This window comes from Xanthomarina sp. F1114 (genome assembly GCF_026410255.1).
Taxonomy (GTDB): Bacteria; Bacteroidota; Bacteroidia; order Flavobacteriales; family Flavobacteriaceae; genus Xanthomarina.
This window is the reverse complement of record NZ_JAPMLL010000008.1, coordinates 179,455-185,454: the sequence shown is the minus strand read 5'-3', so window position 1 is coordinate 185,454 and position 6,000 is coordinate 179,455. Positions and strand designations below refer to the sequence as shown.

At 34.4% G+C, this 6,000-nt stretch carries 5 protein-coding genes; 1 reads left to right on the top strand and 4 read right to left on the bottom strand.

The annotated features are described in order from the left end of the window. Window positions 1–176: 176 nt before the first annotated feature. Both OS188_RS08480 and rpsO read right to left on the bottom strand, forming a co-directional pair. Window positions 177–2,417, bottom strand: coding sequence for a polyribonucleotide nucleotidyltransferase (locus OS188_RS08480; protein ID WP_267148401.1), 2,241 nt, complete (start codon window positions 2,415–2,417; stop codon window positions 177–179). Window positions 2,418–2,593: 176 nt separating this feature from the next. Further along, window positions 2,594–2,863: a 30S ribosomal protein S15 gene (gene rpsO, locus OS188_RS08475; protein ID WP_267148400.1), complete on the bottom strand. Its 270-nt coding sequence runs from the start codon at window positions 2,861–2,863 to the stop codon at window positions 2,594–2,596. A 172-nt stretch (window positions 2,864–3,035) separates the two neighbouring features. Here rpsO and OS188_RS08470 point away from each other — a divergent pair, with 172 nt between their 5' ends. Continuing rightward, window positions 3,036–3,881, top strand: coding sequence for a hypothetical protein (locus OS188_RS08470; RefSeq protein WP_267148399.1), 846 nt, complete (start codon window positions 3,036–3,038; stop codon window positions 3,879–3,881). A gap of 68 nt (window positions 3,882–3,949) precedes the next feature. Here OS188_RS08470 and accD read toward each other — a convergent pair whose 3' ends face one another. Together accD and fbaA are read right to left on the bottom strand one after the other, a co-directional pair. Next, the gene (gene accD / locus OS188_RS08465) at window positions 3,950–4,807 is read right to left on the bottom strand and encodes an acetyl-CoA carboxylase, carboxyltransferase subunit beta (protein ID WP_267148398.1); all 858 of its coding nucleotides are present in this window, start codon (window positions 4,805–4,807) and stop codon (window positions 3,950–3,952) included. A 123-nt stretch (window positions 4,808–4,930) separates the two neighbouring features. Continuing rightward, a complete protein-coding gene (gene fbaA, locus OS188_RS08460) occupies window positions 4,931–5,998 on the bottom strand; it encodes a class II fructose-bisphosphate aldolase (protein WP_267148397.1) in 1,068 nt (355 codons plus the stop codon). Window positions 5,999–6,000: the final 2 nt, after the last annotated feature.

Sequence of the window (6,000 nt, the reverse complement as noted above, 5' to 3'; positions counted from 1 at the left end):
AAAAAAAAAAAAATGAAAAATCCTATAATTTTTAATAATTTTACCGAAAAAGCGATGAATTTACGGTTTTACCGTAATTTTATTGAAGAAAAATATTACAAATTTAAATTTGTATACAAAAAAGGAGCTTATTCTATTAAAAATAAGCTCCTTTAAAAAATTATAGTTAAAAGAATTTAATCTCTTTTATCTCCTCTCGGTTTTCTGTCATCACGACGGTTATTGTCGCGAGACCCACGATTATCGCGTCCGCCATTTCTATTATTATCTCTAGGAGGTCTTTCTTTAAAACCTTCTGGTTTTGGTAAGATGGCTTTTCTAGATACTTTTTCTTTTCTAGTTCTTGAATCTATTCCAAAGTATTTTACATCAAAAACATCTCCCATATTAACTACGTCAGATACGTTTTCTGTGCGTTCCCAAGCTAATTCGCTTACGTGTAATAAAACTTCGTTTCCTGGAGCTTCGGTATATTCTACTACCGCACCAAAATCTAACATTTTTATTACTTTTACTTCGTAAATACTACCAACTTCTGGTTTAAATAATAAGGAGTCAATTTTTGCTAAAACTGCATCGATACCTTTTCTACCAACCCCTAAAACTTCTACAATACCTTCTTCAGTTTCTGGATCTTCATTAATAACAATAGTGGTATCGGTTTCTTTTTGTAATTCTTGAATTACTTTTCCACCAGGACCAATTAAAGCACCAATAAACTCATTAGGAATACGTCTTGTAACCATTGTAGGTGCGTGTTCTTTAACTTCTGCATTTGGTGTAGCAATAGTATCAGTCAATTTCTCTAAAATATGTAAACGTCCATCGCGTGCTTGTTGAAGTGCATTTACAAGAATTTCGTATGAAAGACCTTTTACTTTAATATCCATTTGACAAGCAGTAATACCATCTGCCGTACCTGTTACTTTAAAGTCCATATCACCTAAGTGATCTTCGTCTCCTAAAATATCAGAAAGAACAGCGTATTTTCCAGATTCAGCATCGGAAATTAATCCCATAGCAATTCCAGAAACAGGTTTCTTTAATTGAACACCAGCATCCATAAGCGCCATTGTTCCAGCACAAACAGTTGCCATAGAAGATGAACCGTTAGATTCTAAAACTTCAGAAACTACACGAACTGTATAAGGACATTCATCAGGAATCATTCCTTTTAATGCGCGTTGCGCTAAGTTTCCATGTCCTACTTCACGACGAGACGTGCCACGAATTGGACGCGCTTCACCAGTTGAAAAAGGAGGAAAGTTATAATGTAAATAGAAACGCTCTTCCCCTTCATATGATGGCATGTCTACCTGGTTGGCATCTCTTGAAGTTCCTAATGTAACTGTTGCTAAAGCTTGAGTTTCTCCACGCGTAAATATTGAAGAACCATGAGTTGATGGTAAGTAATCTACTTCACACCAGATTGGTCTAATTTGATTAGTTTTTCTTCCGTCTAAGCGTAAACCTTCATTTAAAGTTAAATCACGAATAGCATCTTTTTCAGCTTGGTAATAGTATTTAGAAACTAAGCCACCAAAATCTTCCAATTCCTCTTCAGAAAAAGTTGCTTTAATTTCCTCTTTTATAGCGTCAAAAGCAGCACTTCTTTCATGTTTAGAAGATCCAGCTTGAGCAATAGCATACACCTTATCGTATGCCATATCATGAATTTTCTTCTCTAAATCTTTGTCTTCTCTTTCTGGCTCATATTCACGAACGTCTTTCTTTCCAAATGCTTCTGCTAATCTAAGTTGGGCAGCACATTGTACTTTAATTGCTTCGTGAGCAAATTTAATGGCATCTGCCATTTCTTCTTCAGAAATTTCATCCATTTCACCTTCAACCATCATTACAGAATCGGCAGAAGCTCCAATCATCATATCGATGTCAGATTCTGCTAATTGAGCACGTGTTGGGTTAATAATGAATTCGCCATTTACTCTAGCTACACGAGCTTCGGAAATAGCACATTCAAATGGAAAATCTGATAATTGAATAGCAGCAGAAGCAGCTAATCCAGCCATAGCGTCTGGCATAACATCATCGTCATGAGACATTAACTGAATCATAACTTGAGTTTCAGCATGGTAGTCTTTTGGGAATAACGGACGTAAAACACGGTCCACTAAACGCATAGTTAAAACTTCGCCATCGCTTGGTCTTGCTTCTCTTTTAAAGAATCCACCTGGATAACGTCCAGCTGCAGCAAATTTTTCGCGATAATCTACCGTTAATGGTAAAAAGTCGACATCGCTTTGTTTGTAGTTGGAAACAACTGTACATAATAACATACATTTTCCCGATTGAACTACAACCGAACCATGAGCTTGTTTAGCTAATTTTCCGGTTTCGATAGAGATTTCTCTTCCATCGCCAAGGTCTATGACCTCTTTAAAAACTTTTGGAATCATAATTTCTTAATTCTAATTAAACATTGGTAGTTGTGTTGTAGTAGTAGTTGTGACCAATGAAAAACCGTTAGTCCCAAATTAAACTCGGGATCTAGCTTCTTATTTACGAATTTTAAACTCTTACGAATGAGTTATTTTAAAACAAAAAAAGAGGCGCGAAGCCTCTTTGATTGTGATTATTTTCTTAATCCTAATTCTTTAACAATAGCACGATATCTTAAAATATCTTTCTTTATTAAATAGTCTAGTAAAGCACGACGCTTACCTACTAATTTTACTAACGAACGCTCAGTGTTAAAATCTTTACGATTGTTTTTTAAGTGATCTGTTAAGTGTTTAATTCTGTGCGTGAATAACGCGATTTGACCTTCTGCAGACCCAGTATCGTTTTTTCCTTTACCGTGTTTTGCGAAAATCTCTTGTTTTGCATCTTTTGTTAAATACATTCCAATATTATTTTAAATGATTTTTATGTATATGAAAGGTTTTCTTTCAAGCTGCAAATATACTACTTTTTAGATAATTGTACTCTTTTGTAAATATTTTATTTTTAGTGAATTGATAATTTTTTCTTAATTATTCCGTTTTTATTACATCTTAACCTCAAAAAAAATAATTATGAAAACATTGAAATTTAATACTAAAGTTCTTTTAACCCTTACTTTTGCTGGGTTTTTTATTAGTTCTTGTTCTGAAAATGAACCTGTAGCGCCTGTTGCTCAAGATCAGGAAGTAAATGAGATTGTACAATCATCTCAAATGGACCAGATTTCTGCATCCTTAGAAAATTTTATTATTGAAGTATACGAAGATCAAGAAAGCGCTGAAGCTAGGGGTGGAATTAGTTCTAGAACATCTTTTCCAGAATGCGTAACTCTGACATTGGTTATGGAACAAAACTTTAGAGAGTTAACTATAGATTTTGATGAAGGCGGCTGCGATATTCACGGACATCTATATCGAGGACAAATAGTATTAACCTACCAACGTAATCCACAAGCGCAACAAGTAACCTTAGACTATGTCTTGAACGATTATTATTTTGATGATATTCAGGTTTTGGGAAGCAATTCCATTTTAAAGGAACTGTCCAATGCTAATGGAAATCCACAATTTACCCATAATGTCGATTTAACAGTAATTTGGCCTAACGGAATACAAGCGTCTAGAGAAGGACAAATTGTAAATGAATGGATTGAAGGGTTTGATACGGGTGTTTTTACAGATAATGTATTTGAGTATACCGGTTATTGGAATGCTACTTTTGCTAACGGTGGGACACATAATTATGAAGTTATTTTGCCTTTAAGAAAAGAAGCTTCTTGTTATCATTTTGTAAGAGGCTCTATTGATGCAGATTTGCAACTTTTTGATGGTGTGCTTGATTATGGTGATGGAGCTTGCGACAATCTAGCAACATTTACATTTGCCAATGGCACATTAATAAATATTGTTTTAAACTAATTGGGATTAATAAATCATAAAAAAAGCGACCCGTTGGTCGCTTTTTTTTATGATTATTGTGAAAGTTATTATTCTCTTAAAGGTTGGTTTGTAATTAAATCGATATAGAGATTAACTTTGTTTTTTAAGTCTTTTCTATGGGTAATAAAATCTAGAAAACCATGTTCTAATAGGAATTCTGACGTTTGAAAACCATCTGGTAAATCCTGCCCTGTGGTGTCTTTTACAACACGAGGTCCAGCAAATCCAATTAAAGCACCAGGTTCGGCAATATTAATATCTCCTAACATAGCAAAAGAAGCTGTGGTTCCTCCAGTAGTTGGATCGGTGCATAAAGAGATGTACGGAATTCCAGCATCTGCCAATTGTGCTAATTTAACCGACGTTTTAGCTAATTGCATTAAAGATAGAGCAGCTTCCATCATTCTAGCACCTCCAGATTTGGAGATAATCATGAAAGGAATTTTCTTTTTTAAAGAATAATCGGCAGCACGTGCAATTTTTTCACCTACAACAGATCCCATAGAGCCTCCAATAAATGAAAAATCCATACAAGCAACTACTAAATCTTTACCTTTAGATTTACCAACAGCTGTACGAACGGCATCTTTTAAATGTGTTTTTTCCTGAGCTGCTTTTAAGCGATCTGGATACTTTTTAGTGTCTTCAAACTTTAAAGGATCTTTAGATTCTAACTTAATATCTAATTCTTTAAACTTATTGTCGTCGAATAAAATTTCGAAATACTCTTTACTTCCAATTCTTACGTGGTAACCATCTTCAGGGCTTACGTAAAAGTTCTGTTCTAATTCTTTAGTATCTACTATTTTTCCAGTAGGAGATTTGTACCACAAACCTTTAGGAGTATCCTTCTTTTGTTCGGTGGTAGTTTGAATACCTTTTTCTTTTCTTTTAAACCAAGACATATCGATATACGATTTTAGATTTTTGATTTCCGATTTTAGAATTTCTTCTATAATCGATTCCTGTTTAGCCAGACCACAAAATTATAGTTTTGTTTTTAATTAAGTGGAAACACTTATAATATTTTATAAAGTATTTACATTGTTCAAATCTTCGAAGGCCTTTTTTAAACGCTCTACAAAGCTATTTTCACCTTTACGCAACCAAACTCTTGGGTCGTAATATTTCTTATTTGGAACATCATCTCCATCAGGATTTCCAATTTGAGCCTGTAAATATGCTTCTTTTTCTTTCATATAATCACGAACACCAGAGGTAAATGCATATTGCATATCTGTGTCGATATTCATTTTTATAACGCCGTAACCTATTGCCTCTCGAATTTCTTCAACTGATGATCCAGAACCACCATGAAACACAAAATCTATATGGTTATGCTCTAAATTAAATTTCTTAGAAACATATTCTTGCGAGTTTTTTAAAATTTTTGGAGTAAGCTTGACATTTCCAGGTTTATAAACTCCATGTACATTTCCAAAAGCTGCTGCAATTGTAAATTGATCGCTTATTTTGCTTAATTCTTCAAAGGCATAAGCCACTTCTTCTGGTTGGGTATAAAGTTTAGAGTCGTCCACATCTGTATTATCCACTCCATCTTCTTCTCCTCCAGTAATTCCTAATTCAATTTCTAGAGTCATCCCCATTTTACTCATTCTAGAAAGGTAGTTTTTACAGATTTCTATATTTTCTTCAATAGGTTCTTCACTTAAATCAATCATGTGAGAACTATACAGTGGTTTTCCAGTTTCTTTAAAATGCTGTTCGCTAGCATCTAAAAGACCATCGATCCAAAGTAATAACTTTTTCGCACAGTGGTCTGTATGTAAGATAACTGGTACGCCATAAGCTTCTGCCATTAAATGCACGTGTTTAGCTCCTGCAATACAACCTGCAATAGCTGCTTTTTGGTTCTCGTTACTTAGTCCTTTTCCTGCATTAAAAACACCTCCACCATTAGAGAATTGGATAATTACTGGAGCATTTAAATCTCTGGCAGTTTCTAAAACACCATTGATACTGTTGGAGCCAACAACGTTTACTGCCGGTAATGCAAAGCCTTTCTCTTTAGCTAGTTTAAAAATGTTCTGAACTTCTTTACCTGTAGCAACTCCAGGTTTAATGTTATGAGCCATGA